Source organism: Arthrobacter sp. B055-34, from assembly GCF_059090425.1.
Genome location: NZ_JBNHFQ010000012.1, coordinates 39,457 through 57,886, shown reverse-complemented (window position 1 = coordinate 57,886; position 18,430 = coordinate 39,457). Strand labels below are relative to the sequence as shown.

16 protein-coding genes are annotated in these 18,430 nt (G+C 63.7%); 8 read left to right on the top strand and 8 right to left on the bottom strand.

The genetic code is table 11. The features are described 5' to 3' along the window. Positions 1-16: 16 nt before the first annotated feature. The 3 genes from AC5RWO_RS19115 (at position 17) to AC5RWO_RS19105 (ending at position 1,976) form a co-directional block, all read left to right on the top strand. Positions 17-409, top strand: a complete 393-nt coding sequence (locus tag AC5RWO_RS19115) for a RidA family protein (RefSeq protein ID WP_498733174.1) — start codon at positions 17-19, stop codon at positions 407-409. A gap of 406 nt (positions 410-815) precedes the next feature. Then, positions 816-1,229 carry an excalibur calcium-binding domain-containing protein gene (locus AC5RWO_RS19110; RefSeq protein ID WP_498733172.1) on the top strand — a complete coding sequence of 138 codons (414 nt, stop codon included), beginning with the start codon at positions 816-818 and terminating at the stop codon, positions 1,227-1,229. Between the two features lie 27 nt (positions 1,230-1,256). Next, on the top strand, positions 1,257-1,976 hold the full coding sequence (locus AC5RWO_RS19105; RefSeq protein WP_498733170.1) for a class F sortase: 720 nt from the start codon (positions 1,257-1,259) through the stop codon (positions 1,974-1,976). A 174-nt stretch (positions 1,977-2,150) separates the two neighbouring features. On the opposite strand, the gene AC5RWO_RS19100 is transcribed toward AC5RWO_RS19105, so the two are convergent. The 5 genes from AC5RWO_RS19100 to AC5RWO_RS19080 form a co-directional block, all read right to left on the bottom strand. After that, complete coding sequence (locus AC5RWO_RS19100) at positions 2,151-3,431, bottom strand: M20 family metallo-hydrolase (RefSeq protein WP_498733169.1); 1,281 nt, start codon at positions 3,429-3,431, stop codon at positions 2,151-2,153. A 21-nt stretch (positions 3,432-3,452) separates the two neighbouring features. Then, a complete protein-coding gene (locus AC5RWO_RS19095) occupies positions 3,453-4,538 on the bottom strand; it encodes a CobW family GTP-binding protein (protein WP_498733167.1) in 1,086 nt (361 codons plus the stop codon). Continuing rightward, positions 4,535-6,214, bottom strand: coding sequence for an amidohydrolase (locus AC5RWO_RS19090; RefSeq protein ID WP_498733165.1), 1,680 nt, complete (start codon positions 6,212-6,214; stop codon positions 4,535-4,537). The genes AC5RWO_RS19095 and AC5RWO_RS19090 overlap by 4 nt, the downstream gene beginning before the upstream one ends. A gap of 131 nt (positions 6,215-6,345) precedes the next feature. Then, positions 6,346-7,899: a sodium:solute symporter family protein gene (locus tag AC5RWO_RS19085; RefSeq protein ID WP_498733163.1), complete on the bottom strand. Its 1,554-nt coding sequence runs from the start codon at positions 7,897-7,899 to the stop codon at positions 6,346-6,348. Between the two features lie 428 nt (positions 7,900-8,327). Next, complete coding sequence (locus tag AC5RWO_RS19080; RefSeq protein WP_498733161.1) at positions 8,328-8,450, bottom strand: hypothetical protein; 123 nt, start codon at positions 8,448-8,450, stop codon at positions 8,328-8,330. 414 nt (positions 8,451-8,864) lie between these two features. Between AC5RWO_RS19080 and AC5RWO_RS19075 the strand changes: the two genes are divergently transcribed. Continuing rightward, a complete protein-coding gene (locus AC5RWO_RS19075; protein WP_498733159.1) occupies positions 8,865-9,989 on the top strand; it encodes a YkvI family membrane protein in 1,125 nt (374 codons plus the stop codon). A gap of 303 nt (positions 9,990-10,292) precedes the next feature. Continuing rightward, positions 10,293-11,240 carry a DUF368 domain-containing protein gene (locus AC5RWO_RS19070; protein WP_498733157.1) on the top strand — a complete coding sequence of 316 codons (948 nt, stop codon included), beginning with the start codon at positions 10,293-10,295 and terminating at the stop codon, positions 11,238-11,240. 290 nt (positions 11,241-11,530) lie between these two features. On the opposite strand, the gene AC5RWO_RS19065 is transcribed toward AC5RWO_RS19070, so the two are convergent. Both AC5RWO_RS19065 and AC5RWO_RS19060 read right to left on the bottom strand, forming a co-directional pair. Beyond that, complete coding sequence (locus AC5RWO_RS19065; RefSeq protein WP_498733155.1) at positions 11,531-13,705, bottom strand: amylo-alpha-1,6-glucosidase; 2,175 nt, start codon at positions 13,703-13,705, stop codon at positions 11,531-11,533. A gap of 419 nt (positions 13,706-14,124) precedes the next feature. Beyond that, positions 14,125-14,322, bottom strand: a complete 198-nt coding sequence (locus AC5RWO_RS19060; RefSeq protein ID WP_498733153.1) for a GNAT family N-acetyltransferase — start codon at positions 14,320-14,322, stop codon at positions 14,125-14,127. 89 nt (positions 14,323-14,411) lie between these two features. Here AC5RWO_RS19060 and pdxR point away from each other — a divergent pair, with 89 nt between their 5' ends. Then, positions 14,412-15,860: a MocR-like pyridoxine biosynthesis transcription factor PdxR gene (gene pdxR, locus AC5RWO_RS19055; protein ID WP_498733271.1), complete on the top strand. Its 1,449-nt coding sequence runs from the start codon at positions 14,412-14,414 to the stop codon at positions 15,858-15,860. A 107-nt stretch (positions 15,861-15,967) separates the two neighbouring features. On the opposite strand, the gene AC5RWO_RS19050 is transcribed toward pdxR, so the two are convergent. Next, positions 15,968-16,363 (bottom strand): hypothetical protein, encoded by a 396-nt coding sequence (locus AC5RWO_RS19050; RefSeq protein WP_498733151.1) that lies wholly within the window; start codon positions 16,361-16,363, stop codon positions 15,968-15,970. Between the two features lie 417 nt (positions 16,364-16,780). On the opposite strand from AC5RWO_RS19050, the gene AC5RWO_RS19045 reads away from it, so the two are divergent. Both AC5RWO_RS19045 and AC5RWO_RS19040 read left to right on the top strand, forming a co-directional pair. After that, the gene (locus AC5RWO_RS19045; protein ID WP_498733149.1) at positions 16,781-17,596 is read left to right on the top strand and encodes a hypothetical protein; all 816 of its coding nucleotides are present in this window, start codon (positions 16,781-16,783) and stop codon (positions 17,594-17,596) included. Between the two features lie 131 nt (positions 17,597-17,727). Further along, positions 17,728-18,402, top strand: coding sequence for an integrase core domain-containing protein (locus AC5RWO_RS19040; RefSeq protein WP_498733147.1), 675 nt, complete (start codon positions 17,728-17,730; stop codon positions 18,400-18,402). Positions 18,403-18,430 lie beyond the last annotated feature (28 nt).

The following is an 18,430-nucleotide window of genomic DNA, read 5'->3' as shown; positions in this document are numbered from 1 at the left end:
TCCAGGAGACAAAAGAATGAACGTCCAAGATACCGACCTCGTCCACGTCCCGGCGGCGGGTCCCGCTGCTACAGGCGCCCTCGCCTCGCGTGCCGTGGTTGCCGGCGGCCTGGTGTACGCCACCGTCATTCCCCGCCGGGTGGACGGCAGCGTCGAGACCGGCAACGCCAAAGACCAGACGGAGCAGATCTTCGCCAATCTGGACGCGGTTCTGACCCAGGCCGGATCCTCACTGGACCGACTGGTGCATCTGACGATCTATCTGACGGATATTGCGGACCGCGAAGCATTCAACCAAGTCTATGAACTCACCGTGCCCCGGCCTTTTCCGTCCCGATGTGCGGTCGAGGTGTCCGCCCTAGCTGTCGAAGGAATGAAAGTGGAAGTGACAGCCGTCGGCGCTGTATGAGTCTTCACGCGCCAGCGTTACTTGAACCCCGAGCCCGCACCCTGTCGTCCATGAAGCGTCTGAGAACGACGAGGTGACCTTTCCGGCCGGCCCACGGCCATCAAAGGCCGGCCCGTGCACCGGTTCTAGACGGGCAGTGGGATCTTCGGCGTGCCGGACAAGTTCCGCGCGTTCAACCAGTACGCAGACAGTGGCTTCCGCTGAGCCCGGCGCCCGGCAGATGCCCGGGGACGATCGTTGTTCGCGATAGGTCCGGCGCATGGCAAGGACGGGCGCGCTGACATTTTTTTCGTCCAAAATAAGCATCGCTCTTGTAGTTGATCGATAAATCTATACATTAATTTCAGCAGCACCACTTTTGTCGGTTAGCTGCATGACAATGTCTCTTTGCAATTGAGGGGTAAGCATGAAGAAGAAGACCGCAGTTCTTTCACTCGCCACCGTTGTCGGGTTTTCTGTCCTGTCCGCGACACCTGCCATGGCCGTGGGCACCGCCTTCGACAGCTGCGCCGACGCAGCCGCCTCCGGCATGACCAACATCCCCACCGGGGCACCGGGATACGGCGCCCACTTGGACCGCGACCTCGACGGCATCGCCTGCGAAGAGGGCAGCCCCGGTGACGGAGCGGTTACACCAGTGCCGAACCATGCTGATTCCGGGCAGCAGGTCACCCAGATGCCCGTCGGCGGCGTCGACACCGGTGTGCCGGCCGAAAACCCCGCCGACATCAGTGCAATCGCCCTGACTGGCGGCCTCGTCCTGGCAGCGGCAGGCGGCGGAACCTACCTGCTGCGTCGCCGCGCGGCAGTACGGGCCTAGCACCACCTCAGTCGTAACCACCAAGGCATGACTGATTCACTACTCGGCCGCCGCGGAAGCCGCCTGGCTACCGCGGCGGCCGCATTAATTCTCTTGGCGGGCTGCGCCGCTCCCGCAACGGAACCAGCAGTCCAAGCCGCCCCGACCACCCCAGCCTCGACGGCAACTGCCCGAACAGAACACCCGGCCCCAGAACCAACACCAACGACAAGCTCCGCCGCAGCTGCAACAGAACGGCCGGAATCAGCACCTTCTGCTGCGCCCAAGCAGGAGAAGGTTCAAGAGCCGATCCTGCCGGAATCCCCGCCGGTCGCCGTGACAATCCCGTCGCTCGGCGTGCAGTCCCAGCTGCTCAGACTTGGTCTGCAGAACAATGGCACCCTTGAAGTGCCGCCGGGAGATCCAGGCTCGCCCGCCGGCTGGTACATCCATTCCCCCACACCAGGGGAACGCGGGCCGGCAGTGATCCTAGGCCACGTCAACGCCTACGGCAACGGCCCCGGCGTCTTCGCCGGCCTCCGTGAGCTGAAAGCCGGAGACACCATCGAAGTCGCCCGTGAAGACGGCACCACTGCCGTTTTCACGGTCGACCGCGCTGAGGCCTATTCCAAGGACACTTTCCCCACTGAGACGGTGTACGGGAACACTGCCGGCTCCGAACTCCGCCTGATCACTTGCGACGGATACGACTCCGACACGGGCCGATTCGACGACAACTACGTCATCTACGCCAAACTTGTCACTTGATATCCCAGCGGAGCCATCACGATTTGGCTGGAAGGATTATGAGAACGCCCTAGTCTTCGATATCCAACCTGCCGGGAGTGCGGCGCATCTACCGGTTGATTCGGCGGCAGCGGATAGTGTCAGAGTGTTCGGTCAGGTACTCCAACCTTGCCGGAGGCTAAGACTGCGAAGGGCCTACGGCAGCTCGTTCAGGAGGGTGAACGAAGCATCTGGGTCATTGCCTTCCGTCAGTTTTCCATGGACAAGTTGCTGGGCCACTTCGGTGAGCATATGCAGGCCCTTAACCATGTCAGCGTCCGTGGTGAATTCCCGTTCGCAATGAGAGACGCCGTCGACACTCGGGATGAACAGCATGACCGTGGGGACGATGGAGTTCATGGCGACGGAGTCGTGGCCGGCCATGGTTGCAAGGCGCCGGGTGGAGAGGCCGAGATTGGCGGCAGTTTTGGCCGTCAGCTCCAGTCCGGACTCGGGATAGTGCCGGATCTGCCGGACGTCGAAGTCATTGACCCGGATTTCGATGTCGTGCTCGCGGGCCAGTGCTTCGATGTCGCGCAGCAATTTTTCCCTGGCTGATCGGACAGTTGCTGGGTCGCCGGAGCGCAGGTCAGCGACGAGATGGACGCGGCGCGCGACGACGATGGGTGAGTTGGGTTCTACGGAGAGTCGGCCGATGGAGGAGACCAGGGTCTCCTCCTCGTAGTCCTTAGTTACGTCGTGGACCATCAAGACGATCTTGGATGCGGCAATAAGCGCGTCGTGGCGGTCGGCCATGGCCGTGGCGCCGGTGTGGGACTGCTCGCCCAGTACCTCGATATCGAGTTTCTGGGTATACCAGCTGTGTTCGACCAGCCCGATGTCGATGCCTTCACGCTCAAGTATCCGTCCCTGCTCGATGTGGATCTCGGCGTACACCGCGGGGACTGGACGCGGGTCCGTCCCGAGGAACCCGATTTCGGACAGGGCCTGCCGGACGCTGATGTTGTCCGGGTCGACAATGGCGAGCGTCTCGTCCTGGTCGAAGAGTCCTGCGAAGACCGAGCTTCCCATGAGTGAAGGGGCGAATCGGCTGCCTTCCTCATTGAACCAATTGACGACGGCGAAGTTGAATTTTGGCGCCTGTCCCGTGCTTGCGATGCGACGGCTAATCTCCTGGGCAGCATGCATCGCCGCGACTACGCCGTAGGCCCCGTCGAACCGTCCGGCCAAGGGCTGGCTGTCGAGGTGAGAACCGATGAGGACGTAGGGGGCGCCCGGGGTCCATTCAACGAGTCCAAACATGTTGCCGATCCCGTCCACGCGCAGCTCGAATCCTGTGTCCTGGATCCACTGGGCGAACCAGGTTCGGGTGGCCGCGTCGTTGGCCGTCGCAGCCTGCCGGTCCACTCCATTGTTGGGGGTCGCGCCGATGGTCGCTACGTAATGGAAGTCTTGCAGGAAGGAGTGAGCGTTCATGGGGCGTAAACCTTTCCTCGTTTATCCAATTAGGTTTATGGAAGCCGATATCAGGGCGCCCTTTCGAAAGCGGCCCCGAAGCTCTAAAGCCTGTGAGGCCGTCTCCTCCGTAGGCGCCCGGACTGCTGAGCTAGGGGCCGCCTGCAAGCGATATAGTGCGCACCCCAGCACCTGCTCAAGCGCTGCTGCAGCCTCACTGACCAGCCGGCTAGCGTCAGGTCCCGCTGCGATGAGCACTAGGGCCGGTCGTTCGGGGGGCAGCCGGTCGTGGGGCCGGAGGCGTACGTCTATTCGTCCGCCCGCTAGCTGGATTTCGTGCCAGGTCCCGTCGTTGTTCTGGACAACCCCTTTGGCCCGGACCAGCAGGTTCGCTTGTGCGCCCAGCGCGTGGGTGAGCGCGTCCACGTCCACCGGTTCCGGGCACTCAAGCGCCGTGGACACATGAGTCTCTGCGTGGTCCGTCCCGCCGTGCTGGTGAGTCCCCCCAGCGGCGCGGCCCTCGTCGTCGTCCGCCTCCGGCGCCGGTGATGCGAGGGCCTCGGCCGCCGTCGACCCAGGATCCGCGGGATCCTGCAGGATCAGCCGAGCCTGCGGCGCCGCTGCATGGCATGCCTCCGCGGCGTCCTCGATTTCGGCGGTCAGGGCCAGATCGGTCTTCGTCACCAGCACCACCTCCGCCGTGGCGAGTTGCCGTGCTACTGTGTCGCCGACGTACTCGTCGTGCAGGAGCCGCCGGACGGCGGTTGCGTCCGCGCACACCAGCACCGGGCCGGGGGAGAAGCCCGGGAAGTCCCGCCACATGGCGAGCTGGCCGGGGTCGCCGACGCCGCTGACCTCGCAAAGCACGTTGTCAAGGTCACCGCGCGCGGCCAGCGCCGACATAGTGCGGGACGCGTCGTCGCTGATCTGGCAGCAGATGCACCCGTTCGTCAGTTCAATGGTGTCTCCGGATGCCGAGGCGATGAGGTCCGCGTCGATGTTGACGCTTCCGAAATCGTTGACGACGACGGCTGTGCGCCCCGGCAGCACGCCTGCTAGCAGCCGGTTTACCAGGGTGGACTTGCCGGAGCCCAGGTAGCCGCCAATGATTCCCAGCCGTGCGGTCACAGTGCGGGCACCTCTGAGAGAGCCGGCACCTTCGTAGCGTGGTGTCGGCCGCCGACCATGGTGCCGAGGACATGGATCTCGCCGATGTGCTCGGGCTCGACGGCGAGCGGGTCCTCGGCCAGGACGGCCAGGTCCGCGAGCTTCCCCGCTTCGAGCGAGCCGACCTGGTGGTCCATCTTCAGCATGTACGCCCCGCCGATCGTCACGGCCTCCAGCGCCTCCTGCACGCCGATCCGCTCGTGCTCGCCCATGACCCGCCCGGAGACCGTCAGCCGCGTTGCGGCGTGCTTCACGGCGTGCAGCGGGCCCAGCGGCGTGACCGGGGTGTCCGAGTGCAGCGAGATCGGCACCCCGAGGCGCAGCGCTGTGGCTGTCGCGTTCATACGGGCGGCCCGGTCCGGGCCCACCGTGATATCGATGTGCTGGTCGCCCCAGGCCCAGATGTGGTTGGCGAAGATGTTGGCGCACACGCCCAGGGCTGCCATCCGCCGGTACTGCGCGGCGGTGCTCATTTGCGAGTGCGTGCAGGTGTGGCGGTGGTCGGGGCGCGGGTGCACGGTGAGGATGGCCTCGAGCGTGTCCAGGAACAGCTGGGTGGCCTGGTCGCCGTTGCAGTGCACGTGCGCCAGCAGCCCGGCCCGGTGGAAGGTCTCGAACGCCTCGCGGAACTCCTCCGGGCTGACGTTCCAGATCCCGTTCGACTGCCCGCCGAAGTAGCCCGGCTCCAGTAGCCGCGCGGTGAAGCCCTGGATGGAGCCGTCAAGCATGAGCTTGACGTTGCCGAAGCGCAGCTTGTCCGTGGAGAGCTCGCGCAGCCGCACCAGCCGCTCCGCGGCCTCCGGCAGGGACAGCGCGACCGGGCCGATGCCGGCGCCGAAGTGGAAGACGTTCAGACGGGCGGGAAATTCCTCGTCGACGGTCGAGCGGTAGAGGGCGACGCCGTCGTCGTCCATCAGCAGGCTTGAGCCCAGGTCCGTCAGTGTCGTGGTGCCCGTGTTCACGCCTTCCTGCGCGAACTGGCGCAGGGCCTCGGGACTGATGTTCAGCAGGCCCGAGCCTTCGACGAGCTCACCGACGAGCCCCATCGCCGCGAACTCCTGCAGCTCCCCGGTGGGTTCGCCGGCGCCGTCCTTGACGACGCCGCTAACGCGCGTGGACGCGTCGATGCCAAACCGGCGAAGCACCGCCGAATTCACGGCGCACACGTGCCCGTTGGTGTGTGAAATGTGGATAGGGCGCGTGGCCGACACCCGATCCAGCTCCGCGGCGGCCAGCGGCTGGCCCGGGAAGTAGATCGGGTCAAGGCCCCACGCCATCAACACCTGATCAGGGTCTTGCAGCTCGGCCTCGGCCGCGCGCAGCCGGTCCAGAACCTCGTCGATGGTGCGGCAGCCGGGCCAGCGCCGGCCGTCCGGGTCGGTCCGGTCCACCAGGCCCACGTAAGTGTTGGCCCAAACATTGCCCGAGCCCGCGTGACTGTGCGCCTCCACGAAGCCGGGCAGCAGGACGGCGTCGGCGTAGCGCTCGTCCAGGACCGCGCCGGGGTACGCCATGAGTTCGGCAACAGTGCCGACGGCGCGGATCCTTCCGGCGCGGACGGCGATGGCTTCCGCCGTCGGGCGGGCAGGGTCCATGGTGCGGACGAGGCGGGCAGCGTAGACGGTGGTGGGTTCCAAGATAGTCCTATCGGTTGGTTTCCAGATGAACAGCACGATGAGCCCGTGTTCAATAAATTGAGGGCGAGAAGCCTGCGCCGGAGGGATCGTTCAAGGGCCGCCTCGGCCGCTCTGAAACTGGTGTCGCCGTCTCATCCCCGCGGCTTGGAATCGAACGTTGTTGATGCGGAATCGAGGTGGGCCGCGGCAGCCGGAGCGGAGTCGGCCTCCGTTAGGAGGGCTTCGGCGGCCGAGGTGACCTGGCCTTCCGCCGTCGCCTTGTCGCTGGTGAGGCGGCCACGCCGGAACGCGTGGTAGTACGCGATGACGGTTTCGTCGTCGGAGTGGCGCGTAGCGAGGCTGACCACGACGAGCAACGCGGTGGAGGCCACGAGCCCCGGAGCGATCTCATGGATGCCGAACGGCGTCCCGGCGAGGCGCCACGCCAAGGAGGCGACCAGGGCGCCGATGGTGCTGACGATGACGCCGGCCTTGGTGGCGCGCTCCCAGAACATGGCGGCCAGCACGGGTGCGACCAGTGCGGATGCCGTGAAGGCGAGGGCTATCTGGTAGATGGCGATGATGTCCTTGACCAACAGCGCGACCACGAGGCCGACGACGGCCATGAAGCCGACGGACAAGCGGGAGACCTTGAGGATCTGGGCGTCTTTGGCCTTGGGGTTGATCCACCCCTCGTAGATGTCCTTCGAGATGTTGATGGCGCCGCTGAGCAGGAACGAGGTGGCGCCTGTGAGCAGCGCAGCCAGCAGTGAGACCATGAGCAGACCGCCGATGGAGCCCGGGAAGATCTCCGCGATAAACGAGGTGTAGATGGCGTCCGGCGCGGTGCCGGCCGGGAACGCCTGGACCGCGGTGATGCCGATGACGATCGCCAGGAGGCCGATCACTCCCGAGATGATAAAGCCGATGACGACGGCGGAGACGCCCACCTTGGTGGACTTCGCGGCAGTGAGGCGCTGCCAAGTTGTTTGCCAGACGAGGTAGAAGGGGCCGAAGATCAGGAACCAGTTAAGCAGCTCCATGAAGCCGATGCTGCCGAAACTGACAAGGTGCTGCGGGGTCGCAGCGGCGACGACGCCGGGACCACCCACGTACGCGATACCCATTACGAGCGTGAGCACCACACCGGCCAGGATGACTATGGTCTGGATGGCGTCCGTCCACGCCACGGAAGGCATCCCGCCGATGAGGGTGAAGGCGAGGGTCACGGCGAAGCCGAGGATGATCCCCCAGAAGAATGGCAGGTCGGTGATGGAGGAGAGGATCGAGCTCATGCCCACCAGCTGCATTCCGAAGGTAGGGGTCATGTAGAGGAAGCCGATGATCAGGGCCGGGATCAGGGCCGAGAGCTTGCCGAACCTGCGGGCAAACAGCTCCGGGACGGTGAATAGGCGCAGCTTCCGGATGACCGGCCCTAGGACCAACATCCCGACGATCGTGAACAGCACGAAGCTAATCACCGTGACGAAGTACGAGATCCCCATTTCGAAGCCCTTGCCGGCCCCGCCGATAAGCGCGGCGGAGCCTGTCACTGTCGCGATAATGGAGCCGCAGATCGGGAAGAAACCGAGCTTGAAGTCGGCCATGGCATAGTCGTCCGCCGTCTTGACGGTCTTCGACGACCTCACGCTGATGGCAAACAAAAGGAGCAGAAATCCAACAATCCATACCAGATACCAGTTCACGGGCAGTACCGCCGTTCCAATGGGAGCTCGAACTTACTAAATTCGCACACTTGATGCGGAGTCTCTTGACGAGGGCGACAGGGAGTCCCTGTGTAGGTGCCGCGGCTTACCAGCAAGCCATCCATCATGTGTTGTAAATCACTTTCGCCGTGTTTCTGGGCAGGGGAAAGATCCAGATTGCCTCGCTTTAATGGGGACCAGCACCTTTGCGCCACCGTTTTCAGGACCGCGAGGTCATCGATCCGTCCTCCCCGCTCTACATCCCGCTGTCCGCCAACCCGCAGCTGCTGCGCTTCCTGATCGGCTTGGCCCGCCCAGCACACCGGGCAAATGACGCGAGACGATGGAGGTCTTCACCGAGGTCAACCGCATCGGCATGGACGCCTACGACGAACTCGCCAAGGCGGCAACCTCCTCAGCACTTCACATCAGACAACGACGACGGCGGCCGGCGGCGCCGGGAGCAGCGCATCTTCCGGCACCACCACCCTGACCGCCGCTGCCACTGGCGACGGCGCGGTCCGCGAGCCCACCAAGGTCGCCGATCCCATCCTGGCCAGCTGGCCTTGCTTTGGTCTAGTGTCCTATGCGCCGTTATTGGCGGGTGGCCGTCGGGGCGTCGGTGTGTCCAACGGCCGGCTGAGGGAACTCTTCGTCCGAGCGGGATCCACCTCAGTCTGCCCGTGCACAAGTGAATGCTCAGGAGCAGAAGCTGCTGTTGGAGGGCTTCTGTTCGCTGAGGAGGCAGAGGTAAAGCCCGCTCTTCAAGCGCTGATCCTACTCGTGGTAAATCGCGTCCTGAATGTTACGGCCGAGTCAAGCGTGTATTTCAACGCTTAATGCCCTAGAAATCGGGGAGTAGTCCAGTGAGTGGATAAACGTTGCTTGTCAGATGTTGACTGGATCACACTCCTGCCATAGCGTTCCTTTACAACTGATATATCACGCTCCCGCAGGAAGTAGACATGGCACATCCATCTCCCACCAAAGCGCATCTGGCCACCGTCGAGAAGACAAGCTTCCTGCGCGTCCTCACGTACGCCGGCGCGATTGTTGCGTTCCTCATCGGTTCCGGATTCGCTACCGGCCAGGAAATTCTCCAGTACTTCACTTCGTACGGCTACTGGGGCATCTTCGGCACAGGCCTCCTGGTCCTGGTCCTGATGACGTATGTGGCGATAGAGTTCTTCACCGTCGGCCAGACGAAGAAGTTCGAACGACCGTCGCTGATCTTCCACTACTACTGCGGCAAGCATCTGGGAACGTTCTTCGATTTCTTCTCCATCCTCTTCGTCTTCCTGAGCTTCACCGTGATGGTCGCCGGCGCCGGCGCTGTTTTCGAAGAGCACTACGGCATGTCGAAGTACATTGGCGGCGTCGGGCTGGCCGTGGCGGTCGGCATCAGTGTGTGGTTCGGCCTGAAAAGCCTGGTTGATGTCATCGGCAAGATCGGCCCCCTGATCGTCGTGATAGCGGTAGCACTCGGCATCGTCGGGATCGTCCAAAACCCGGCCGGCATCGCCGAGGGCAACACACTGCTGCCCGAGCTGGAGCTGACCCAGGCGTCCACGAACTGGTTCATGTCCGGGCTGTCCTATGTGGGCTTCTGCATGCTGTGGCTGGCAGCCTTCCTCACCGCGCTGGGCAAAACGGCGCGCAGCCGCAGGGAAGCGGCCACCGGCGGTCTGGTCGGGGCGCTCGCCTTCTCGGTTGCCTGCATCATCGTCGGCCTGGGCCTGCTCGCGAACATCACCCGGGTCGGCGGCACCGAGATTCCGATGCTCGTCCTGGCGTCCGACGTTAGCCCGCTGCTCGCCTCCGGGATCTCGGTCGTGATCCTTGCCGGCATCTACACGACGGCGGTACCGTTGCTGTGGACCGTCTCGTCACGCTTTTCCGCCGACAAGACGCTCCGCTTCAAGTACCTGACCATCGCCCTCGCCGCAGCCGGAACCGTGATCGGCCTGATCCTGCCGTTCTCCCAAATGGTCAATCTCGTGTATGTGATCAACGGCTACGTCGGCATCCTGCTGCTGGTCCTGATGCTGGCCAAGACCGGCACGCGGCTGGCCCGGCGCCAGGCCCTCTGACTGGCCCAGTCCGCGGCACGCCCGTCCGGTCAACGACGGCGGCGTGCGGCGGACTGCGCATACGTCCGAATCTTCCAAACATTGCGAACTCGGACGTAAGGACTGTTACCAGCCCTTGGGCGCGCGTATGCGCTTTATCGGCGTGAAGTGGTCGGAGTTTCTCAGCAGAATGAAGCGCTGAGCGGCTGCTCTACCTAAGAAGGTCCGCAGCGAAGGTTAAGCGCTGACGTGGGGGGTGTCACGATGTGGTCGCCGCGCTGTTGCGGGGCCGGCGCTCAACCTGGCTGCTGTTAAGTTGGAGGGATGCCTGCAAAACCAGTTGATGTCCGTCCGCGTCCGTTCACCGCCGTCTGTCGGAAAATTGGATACGGCCTTCACGGCGCGCTCATCGGGTTGGTCGAACTGGTGCCCGGCGTCTCCGGTGGAACCGTGGCTCTGGTCCTTGGCCTCTACGAGCGCCTTATCTCTTCGGCCAGCAGTCTCGTCCACGCCCTTATACTCGGTACGCGCAAGGGAACCAAAGATCAGGCCCGCGCCCGATTCCAGCTCGTTGAATGGTCGCTGGTCCTGCCTCTGGCGTTGGGGATGTTCCTTGCATTGTTCGCCTTCGCCGGCCCGCTCCGCCATCTCCTCGAGGCCCAGCCGATCCTGACGAATTCGCTTTTCTTGGGAATGGTTTCCGCCAGCCTGCTCGTGCCAGTCTCGATGGTCCGAGATACTGCGCCCGTGCGCGGAATGCGTTTGGCTCTCGAGGCCGCAATGGTGCTGGGTGTTGCCTGCACGGTGTTTCTGCTGCTCGGATTGCCGGCGCCGGCGCGGGAGAACCCGGGGTGGTGGGTCGTTGCACTCAGCGGAGCCGTGGCCGTGTGTGCTTTAGTCCTGCCGGGGTTGTCCGGTTCGTTTATCCTGCTCACGGTGGGCATGTACGAGCCGACTCTGGGGGCCGTGAGCGACAGGGACATCGCATACATTGGAGCCTTCGTCCTTGGGGCGGTCGCAGGTCTAGGGTCTTTTGTCCGGCTCCTCGCCTATCTTTTGAAGGCGCACCGCAGGACCACGCTATTGGTCAGTATCGGCCTGATCCTCGGCTCGCTTCGCGCTTTGTGGCCTTGGCAGGTGGACGGCGAGCTCCTTCCTCCCGAATCCCATGCTTGGGGATGGCCGCTGTTGATTTGGGCTGTCGGCGCCGTATTGGTGTTGGTCCTCTGGCTGAGAGAGCGACGGGCCAGGCAGGCCGCCGCGAGAGGTTGAGCCGACGGCCGGTGGACCTGACAGGCTAGTCAATCCGTGGGTTCGCGCCGAAGGTCAGCGGGCCCGACCACTTTCCGCTCGATTGACGGATGCGCCGTAATCGGGGCTTTTTCTTGGATGGGCTAGCGGGGCGCTCTGGACGCCGCGGCTGCTCCGGGGCCGGCCGCATCTGCAGCCGTCCGGACGCCTCAGTTGCGCAGGTCGAAGCGGGTCGAGCTCCACGACCTTCACCCAAGGCGCGACGAAGTCGTTGACGAACTTCTCCCTGGCGTCGTCGCTGGGGCAGACCGTCAGGGCCGAGCGTTCCCACTCTTTTTCCGGTGCAGTTTGGCCTGCTCCACGAGTTCGGTCATCCAAGGTCGGTGCCCGGGGTGGAGGACTATGCCCTCGGGAAGCCCTCGGACGGTTGCCGTGGAACCGGAAATTTCGATGGTGATCCGCCCGGCAGCCATTGGAGCATTGGTGATGTGCAGGTCTCCGTAGGACTCCGGGAGGACCGGATCCAGCCACAGGCCGCCGAGGGACAGGTGCGCGTCGTACCGCATCAGGCTCGTTACCAGCAGAATCGGCGTGGTCGCCGCCCAGGCCTGCGGCGAGCACGCCGTCGGGTAGGGCACAGGCTCCGAGAACTGCTCCCGGCCAAAGCCGCAGAACAGCTCCGGCAGCCTCCCCTCCGAATATTCGGCCGCCTCCAGCAGGGCCGTGGCGATCCGCTGCGCCTCCTCGACGAAGCCGTAGCGCAGCAAACCGGCCGCTATGATCGCGTTGTCGTGGGGCCAGACCGAGCCGTTGTGGTAGCTGACCGGGTTGTAGGCGAGCATGTCGGAGGCCAACGTGCGGATGCCCCAGCCAGTGAACATCTCCGGTGACATGAGTCGTTCGACCACTTGGGGCGCCTTGTCCTCGTCCACAAGACCGAACCAGAGGCAGTGGCCCATATTGGATGTGCATGCGTCCACCGGCCGCTTGTCCTTGTCCAGTGCAATGGCATAGTAGCCCTTGTCCGGCAGCCAGAACTGCTCGTTGAACTGCTTTTTCAGGCGCGCGGCGCGGTCCCGCAGCTCGGCTGCCAAAGCCAGGTCGCCGGCGTCGTATGCCATCCACGCGCGCGCCGTGTAAGCGCTGTGGACGTAGGCCTGTACCTCGCACAGGGCGATCGGCGGCTCGGCCAGGGTGCCGTCGGCGAAGTTGATACCGTCCCAAGAGTCCTTCCAGCCCTGGTTGAGCAGCCCATGCTCGTTGAGGCGCTCGTACTCGACGAACCCGTCGCCGTCTTTGTCGCCGTAGTTGTAAATCCAGTCCAGGGCCCGGTCAGCGTGCGGCAGCAGCGCGGCGATGGTCTCTTGGGCGAAACCCCAGCGGCTAACCTCTCCGAGCAGCATCACGAACAGCGGGGTAGCGTCAATGCTGCCGTAGTAGGCGGACTTGCCGCCCAGCGCCTGCCCCGTGCCGACCCCGAGCCTGACTTCGTGCAGGATCTTGCCCGGTTCCTCCTCGCTCATCGGGTCCACATGCGTGCCCTGGCGGTCGGCCAGGGTCTGGAGTGTGCCCAGGGCCAGGGATGGGTCCACCGGCAGCGCCATGTGCGAGGCCCACAATGAGTCACGGCCGAACAGGGTCATGAACCAAGGCGCGCCGGCGGCCACTACGATCCGGTCCGGATGGTCCGGGTCCTCGATGCGCAGGGCGCCCAGGTCGTCGTAGCTGCGCTGCAGGGTCCGTTGAATGGCGCGGTTGCTCATGTGCAGCACTGGGATCCTGGCCACCCACTCCTGCCGGCGCTTATCGCGCGGGGACATCTCGCCCGAGACCGGATGCTCAAACGGCCCCGCGGGACCGGTTGCGTCCACGGTGGGCACCACGCTCAGTCGGGTATGCCAGTACCCGTGCGACGGGATGACCACCCGGTACATCAGACCCTCCGGCGCCACGTCGGCGCCGCCAGCCTTGACGACGATACCTTTGATAACGTCCTGCCAGCTGGCGCGAATGACCAAGGAACCGTCCCCGGGCTCGCGGGTCTCGTCCCAGCGCCGCTGGATTCGCGCCTCCTTCACTTCGAACAGGTCCGCGAAATCCGATTCAACGGCCAGGGCGATCATGCACTCGGCGGGGTCCGCCGAATAGTTCCGGACGGTGATCTCCTCCAGGATTCCAGCCCCGACTTCGCGCAGCCGCTCCACGATGAGCGGGGTATCCGCATAGCCGTCCGAGCGGGGCACGCGGCCCGCGAACAGCGCCCGGTAGGGCTCCTTCATCGTCGCCGCAAGGGGCTCCAGCGGCTGGCCGTTGACTGTCATGCTCCAGCGGGAGAGGATACGCGTGTCCTGGAAGAAAACCCCGTGCGGGTATTCCGGATACATGTCCCCATTCGCCGAGGATATGCAGAAGGACGTGCCCTCCACCAAGGTGACAGTACCGGACCCGAGTGGCCCGGCGGCGGTGTCAGCATTCCATCCAGCCATTCCCCGCTCCTTCTCAAGGATGCGCTTCTGCAGGCCACGGCAGGGTCCGTCCGGTTAACCGCCCGCCGCGCCTTCGTGCATTTACCGACGCTACGCCGGTCTGTTCCCTGAAGCCAGTGCCCACTGTTGACTCATCTAATAACTCCGCATATCCGGATATGTTGCTTCATTTGACAACCTCCGCCCGGGGTAGTGCTTACAGGGCAGCTTAGGTACGACTGACGAATGGAGCTTTCGATGAGTGAGTGCAGTTGGGACGAAAATGTTGGTTATCGAGCACGCGTGTGCCGGTTGGGCAATTTTTCCGTATCAGGTCCCGCCGGGGCCTCCGACTTCTTGCCCGACCTTGAACGACCTGACAGGGCCCTGGCGAGCGAACCATGTGTTGTCACGAGCAAGCGGGCCTCGAGTTTCTACGCCTAGTCTGCGCGATGCCATTCGTAGCGGCGGTATCCGAGGTCGTCGAAGACGTATCGCATGAGCAGGAACTGGGCCTCGGTGGAGACCGGTGTGCGCTGAAGGGCACGGGAGAAGACCACGCACCCGACTTCGATCGCCCCGTTGTCCGGGTCGTGGCGCATCAGCGAGAGGGTCCCGAGTGCGCGCCTGGCCGGCATTGTGCTGCCACTCTTTTACCATACGAAGGTTTCCGGTTTGGCCACAATGCCGGAAAACGAACAAAAGGTTAGACCAGTAAGATGTGGATATGCGCCATGCGTTCCCGGTCAACCTCGTGCTCCAGAAGGCAAGGTCGCCGGAGCTTACCGCGCGCGGGCATCTGACTGAGCAGTTGCGTGCGTCGCTGCTCTCGGGGCAGGTGCCCCCGCGCGATGCGCTGCCCTCAACCCGGGCTCTCGCGGTTGCGATGGGCGTCTCGCGCGGCACCGTCGTCTCGGTTTACGAGGACCTGGCCGGGGAAGGCTATGTCGTCAGCGTGCCCGGCTCCGGCACGTTTGTCGCGGAAGGCCTCCCCGTCACCGGAGCCCAGCGCTTATCTGTTCAGCCGGCGCAAGCTTCGGGGGATCACGGTGCTTCGCCGCCTGACCGGGCTTCCGATCTGATCAATCTTTCGCCGGGGAGCCCGTCGACCAGCTTTCGTACGAATCGCGATTGGGTCGCGGCTTGGCGCAACGCGGTGAAACGCGATCTGCCCTCTCTTCCGCCGCCGCCTGCGGGGGACGAGGGTCTGCGTTCGCTGATCGCTGATCATCTGCACGCCGCACGGGGGGTGCAGTGCCGCGCCGACGACATCGTGGTGACCGCAGGCACGAGCGACGGACTCGGACTGCTGCTTCACGGGCTGCGTCCGGACGGTCTGGCCGGTGCGCGTATCGCCACCGAGAACCCCGGCTATCCCACGGCGCGGAAGGTGATCACCTATCTTGGAGCAGTCCCGATTCCGATCCCGGTGAGGGACGGCGGCATGGACCCGGACGCACTCGCTCGGGAACAGTGGCCGTTCGCGGCAGTGCTTCTGACACCGAGCCACCAGTACCCTCTCGGCGGCCGGCTGCCAGTCGCGGCACGCCTGGAGATGCTCGCATGGGCGAAAGAGACGGGCGCGATCATTATCGAGGACGACTACGACAGCGAGTTCCGGCACGGCGCTACGTCACTGCCCGCCATCGCCTCCCTCGACGGCGGGCATCAGGCCGTGCTGATCGGCAGCTATTCCAAGACACTCACACCCTGGCTGCGCTGCGGCTACCTCGTCATTCCGGACCCGGATCTGCGCGCACAGGTCCTCAAGGTCCGCGGAACCCTCGGGCAGCCCGTGTCCGGTCTCGTCCAGGCAGCCCTCGCAGAGTTCCTGCGCAATGGCGGCCTGCGCCGTCATCTGATTCGCGTCGGGCGGGAGTACGCGCACCGGCGGTCCCTCGTTATCGCGGCTACCGCAAACCTCGCCCCGCACGTCCGACTGGATGCCATCGAGGGCGGACTTCACGCCACCCTCTCATGGGAAGACTCGAAACCAGCCGAGCACATCGTAGCGCTCCTCGCGGAGCGGGGCATCCAGGTCGCCTCACTTGGAACCTATTACCACACCGATACTCAGCCGCGGCGGTACGGTATCGTGTTCGGCTATGGCGCTCCAACCGACCTGCAGCTACGGCTCGCCCTGCAGGAGATCGCTGCCGCCGTCAACACTGTTTAGCGACGAGCGGGCCACGATCCTGCATGGCAGGCCGGTTCACGTCACCACCTGGGATCCCCCTGAAGACAACATAGGCGCCGTTATCGGCGGTCGCAGGTACTAGTGGGCTACTTCTTGCCCTGAATTTTGGAAGCTGGTGTCTCGTTGGCAAGGAGTAACTGGGATTCGCGGGCGCTGACGAGTCCGGCGCCCGAACCACAAACGCGATCCTCGAATCCGGACGGTTCGCCATCTCCGTCCTCGGAGCCAAACAGGAAGCCATCGCACGCAGGTTCGCCACCCGCGGAGGAGAACACTTCGAAGGAGGATAATTCCACTACGCCGACAGCGGTATGCCCGTCGTCAAGGACGCCCTCTCCCAAGCCGACTGCACGGTCGTGAACCAGTACGAAATCGGAGATCACCAGGTCTTCTTCGGCCAGGTCACGACCTGCCGCGACCGCAACGGATCGGGGCTGGCCTTTAACGCCGGAAAATTCGGCTCCTTCAACGACTTCTGACACACAGAACCTCCCTGGCACTTCTAACACCGTGGCTGGTCAGGCAACATCTTCCGAAGAGAAGAGAAGAGAAGAGAAGAGAAGAGAAGAGAAGAGAAGAGAAGAGAAGAGAAGAGAAGAGAAGATTGCCCACCTTGCCCATCGTGATCCTCCCCAATCCGCACACGCAAACCCTTTTCCCAAGTCGTTATCTTCGTAATGACACTCTCTTGTCCGCCTGGTGTCATTTTCAGGCGAAACGGGTCGGCGATTGCGACGATGGTCAACGCTCCCGAGGTTTGCTTGTCCGAGGGGTGCCCCCGGCCTGACACTTATATGTAGGCGCCAAGAAGGCGGTGGGACGTAATGCACGGCGAGCACGAACAAGGTGGCGCAGCCGCAGCCAGGCCCCAGGAAGCAGGCTCGAAACGTTTCCTAGGGATGGGTAAGAAAGCTTGGGCTGTTTTAGCTGCAGTCGCCGCTGTGGCCATCCCCATCATCTCTTTCGGGAGAGAGCTCGGTGCTGATTGGAGCACTACAGACGCTAGCGTTGACTCGTTGACAGCTACCGCACACCTGAACATGCTTGGTCCGGAGGGGTATGCAGTGCCCGTTGATGCACCTTTCGAAACTCTGCCCACAGAGTTAGTGCCTTCCCCCGACGGGCCCTATAAAGTGTGCAGTGAAGAGCAGCGCAGGTGGCTGGCCAAGCATGGCGATCCGTTCGCTCGTAATGCCTTCATTAACCTTCGCAGCACCGCAGAGGCGGGGCCTCTTATCACCGTGGGCGATTTCACCACTAGGGGGCGAACAGCACCTGCACCGGTACCTCTGATCCCTGTCTACTGCACCGCCCCAATAGGGGGCACGATCGAGGTACCGCGTGGAGCGTTACAGGCCGATGGAAAATCCTTCGCACAGCTAACCTCTGGTCCCGATGCAGTCCCAACCGCTCCAGCGGCGTTCAACCTTGAACCAGGTGAGAAAGCCAGCCTTGTGCTGGAGTTTAAGGCATCCCGGAACTTTGAGGGTTCCCTGCTGGCAACCGTTTTCAGCGGTGACCACGAAAAATCGATGCAAATCGACATCGAGGGGCGCAGCGACGTTATTTTTGTGCCGGATTTCAGCAGGACGAATGGGTTCGAGCTAAGGATTGAAGACGAAAAAGGCGGACCGTTCGTATGCCGACAAGATGGAAGAGATGAAATCTGCACCAAATCACAGCTGTTGCGACACCTGGGAGCCTTCCAGCGTTAGCCACTGAAGAGAATGGAAACGGCAGGGAGCGGTTGCTATTTGCCCGCTGCGTGACGGCCGGCAGCTTCGATGCCGGGCCTGTCCTGGGAGGAGGTTTGCCAGGGCGGTCAAAGTCCCCCATCTAGGGATCCATGGAGGTCTTTGCAGGTTCTACCTCGAGAACAAAGCCTTGTACCCCCGGAAAGGGAGAAGCCCGAACGGTGGCCCGCGGTGCCCATTGCACTGCCCGTCCGGTGCGCTTCTTCACGCGCTGTCCGGGGTTTCCTAAGCGCACCCCAGCTCGGTTCCTGTTCCAGCCGCTTGCGAGAACCAGTCGTAATCCCCTTGGTTTCCGATGCTTGGGGTTTGTTGCCCGGCCGGCAAGGAGTTGCCAGGGCGCGACCGCGGCCGGATTCCTCGAACGCGCGAAGACCTGGTTCGCGGGGCACGGGATCACCGCAATCGAGCGCATCGTTACCGACAGCGCGCGTGCTACCGGTCGAAAGTGTTCGATGAAGCGGTGCTCCCGCCCAGATATCAGCGGGATCACGCCTTACACGCCGCGTCACAACGGGAAAGTGGAGCGGTACAACCGGATCCTCGGCGAAGAGTTCCACTACGAACGCACCTGGCAGTCAGAGCGGGAACGCACCGACGGTCTCGTGCTCTGGAGCGTGCACTACAACTACCACCGCCCCATGGCGCGCAAGACAGCAACCTACCGCGTCAACTGTGCCCGTTGCCGTCAACAACTTCCTGTCCTCATACATCTAGTACAAGCGGATAGTAGGCATGCTCGAGGACTTCGGGATTGCCCGCAGCCGTGACGCCCGCAGTAAAAGTCCGGCAAAATTC